Genomic DNA, 2,915 nt, shown 5'->3' on the forward strand with positions numbered 1-2,915 from the left:
GTGCGCCCGCCCGGGCCCCGCGGGACCGTAGACCCCGGTGGCGCGCAGGCTGGCGGAGGCGACGGGCAGGGCCTCCAGCGCGGCCTCGGCCTTGGCCTTCAACTGGCCGTAAAGCGTGTCCGGCCGCAGCGGCGTCGCCTCGGTCAGAAGGGTTCCCGGCGGGTGGTCGCCATAGACCGCGCGGGAGGAGAGGAACAGCACCCGGCCGCAGCCCTGCGCTGCCTCGAACAGCCGCAGCGTACCGTCGAGATTGGCGGCGCGGAAGCCCTCCGGGTCGTCGCCCTCGCCGCCGCGGTAGCGGCCGGGCTCGTGCAGGAAGGCCGCGTGGATCAGCGCGTCATGGCCGTCGAGCGGCGGCGGCTTCTGGCGCAGGTCATAGGCCAGATGCGCGACCGGGGCCGAGAATAGCCCCGGCTGCCGGCCGAGCACTGTCACCTCATGCCCCGCCCGCAGCGCCGCCTCGGTCAGGAAGCGACCGACGAAGCCGGTCGCCCCGGTGATCGCGATCCTCATGGCGCGGGTAAGCCGGCGAGATCAGGCACCGGCCCGTCGCCGGCATAGGCCCGCCACAGGTCGATCAGCACCCGCAGCCGGTCGGCCTTGTCATGCTGCTGCCAGGGTTTCTCATACTGAAAGTGCAGGATGCGGATCTCGTCCCAGCTCCACAGCTCGGGCATCGCGAACCAGACGTATTGCAGCATGTTGCAGACCACCGGCAGCCCGTGCCAGTCGGGGAAATAGGCCTGCAGGAAGCTCTGGTCGGTGCGCCGCCAGAAGACGCCGGGCTGGTCGAGCTTCTCCAGCATGTCGTTGAAGGTCGCCTCGGATGGCTTCGCGGTGAAGACGCCGGAGTTCATCCGGTGGAAGTCGCCGAGCCCCTCGTAGACATTCGGCGCGGCGCAGAACTCCGGATACGCGAACAGCTTGTCGACATTGCGCAGCACCAGGGCATCGGCGTCGATGAAGACCACCGAAGCGTAGTCGAGCTGCCAGAGCCGCAGCTTGGCGAAATTGTCGAGCGGGGTGTGGAACGGCGGCTTCGTGCCCTTGGTGAAGGCGGCGCGGGCGTGCAGCGCGTCGCGGGCATGGGCCTCGTTGAAGGCGGGCGAGGTGGGCAGCAGATCCACCTGCACCAGCCGCGCCCCAAGCGCCGACAGCGGCGCCAACGCCTCGGCGGCCACGTCAGTGTGCAGCACCACCAGATCCGCCGTCGTGCCGCTGAGGGTCAGCGAGCGCAGCAGCGCCCGCGCCCCCAGCGCATAGTCGGGGTTCGTCACCAGCGTGACATAGGCGCGGTCGCCCCGCGCCGGTCGGTCGGCGGCCAGCACTCAGGACACGGAGCGCAGGCGCTTGCCTTCCGGGTCATGCTCGACCCGCTGCGCGATGTCCTTGGTCCAGGCCGACACGGCGGGCACGCGGCTGCGGTCGATGCGATGGGCGTATTTCTTCGCCACATCCACCACCTCGGCCAGCAGGCCTTCGGCCAGCGTGATCGGCTTCAGCCCGAGGCCGAGGAACTGGTCGTTCTTCACCAGAAGCTCGTTCTCGTCCGCTTCCTTGCGCGGGTTCGGCAGGTAGGCCACCTTCGCGCCGGTCATCTTGGCGATCATCTCGGCCAGGTCGCGGACGCGGTGCGTCTCGGTCATCTGGTTGAAGATCTTCACCCGCTCGCCGCGCTTCGGCGCATCCGACAGCGCCAGCTCGACGCAGCGCACCGAATCTTGCAGGTGGATGAAGGCCCGCGTCTGCCCGCCGGTCCCATGCACGGTCAGCGGATAGCCGATGGCGGCCTGAATGAGGAAACGGTTCAGCACCGTGCCGTAATCGCCGTCATAGTCGAAGCGGTTGATCAGCTGCTCGTGCCGCCGGGTCTGGTCGGTATGGGTGCCCCAGACGATGCCCTGATGCAGGTCGGTGATCCGGAGCCCGTCATTCTGGGCATAGAACTGGAACAGGATCTGATCGAGGCTCTTGGTCATGTGATAGACCGAGCCGGGGCGGGTCGGGTAGAGGATCTCCAGCCCCTTGGCGCCGGAGGGCGTCTCCACCGACACGTCGAGATAGCCCTCGGGGATCGGCGCGCCGACGGTGGAATAGCCGTAGACGCCCATGGTGCCCAGATGCACCAGATGCGCGTCGATGCCGGTCTCGACCAGCGCCGCCAGCAGGTTGTGGGTGGCGCTGACGTTGTTGTTGACGGTGTAGACCTTGTGACGGTCGGTCTTCATCGAATAGGGCGCGGCGCGCTGCTCGGCGAAATGGATGATCGCCTCGGGGCGGTGCTCGGCCAGCCAGCCGCGCAGCCGGTCATATTCGGTGGCGAGGTTCAGGAGGTGGAAATGCAGCTTCTCGCCGGTTTCCTGCTGCCAGATCCGGCAGCGCTCCTGGATCGAATCCATCGGGGTCAGCGACTGGACGCCCAGCTCGGTGTCGATCCAGCGGCGCGACAGGTTGTCGACGATGTGGATCTCGTGACCCAGTGCCGACAGGTGAAGCGCGGTCGGCCAGCCAACAAAGCCGTCTCCGCCCAGAATTGCGATCCGCATGAAGCCTCCTTGGGAACCAGACGTTCCAGAGCGTCTGTCGCGGCCCGTGCCGCTCTTTGTAACAAATCGCTGCCTAAAAGGTTTCCCGCAATCCGTCGAATGAATATTTGGCAACACTCGGCAAGCCCTTGCCGATGTGTTGCGCCGGCGCGTCGGCGGAGATCCGACGCGAACCGCCCGTTCCGACAGAGAAAACCGGGGATTGACGGGCCTTCAGCGCCGCTGTCGCCGCAGGGCGCGCAGCAGCCGACGCGGGTCGAGGCCGGGCGCTGCGGGGGCATAGATCGCCCGGTCGAGCAGCTCCAGCCCCTCGCGGCGATCGCCCTCCAGCCCGGCGGCGGCGCGGCGCAGCGCCAACAGATCGCCCGC

General features: G+C 68.0%; 3 protein-coding genes. All 3 read right to left on the bottom strand.

Translation table 11 applies throughout. The features are described from left to right. Positions 1 to 513: NAD-dependent epimerase/dehydratase family protein (locus C5F48_RS22770; RefSeq protein WP_146170724.1), on the bottom strand; the 513-nt coding region annotated here is incomplete at its 3' end. Next, entirely contained in the window at positions 510 to 1,325 is an 816-nt protein-coding gene (locus C5F48_RS22775) for a glycosyltransferase (protein ID WP_170139656.1), read from the bottom strand. The genes C5F48_RS22775 and C5F48_RS22770, both read right to left, overlap by 4 nt. A 3-nt stretch (positions 1,326 to 1,328) precedes the next feature. Next, the gene (locus tag C5F48_RS22780; RefSeq protein WP_107665999.1) at positions 1,329 to 2,546 is read right to left on the bottom strand and encodes an NAD-dependent epimerase/dehydratase family protein; all 1,218 of its coding nucleotides are present in this window, start codon (positions 2,544 to 2,546) and stop codon (positions 1,329 to 1,331) included. Positions 2,547 to 2,915 lie beyond the last annotated feature (369 nt).

This window comes from Cereibacter changlensis JA139 (assembly GCF_003034985.1).
GTDB lineage: Bacteria > Pseudomonadota > Alphaproteobacteria > Rhodobacterales > Rhodobacteraceae > Cereibacter > Cereibacter changlensis.

What these genes read in the sequence shown, in the direction of transcription:
- C5F48_RS22780 (WP_107665999.1), bottom strand. Translation starts at nt 2,546, where the DNA reads ATGCGGATCGCAATTCTGGGCGGAGACGGCTTTGTTGGCTGGCCGACC.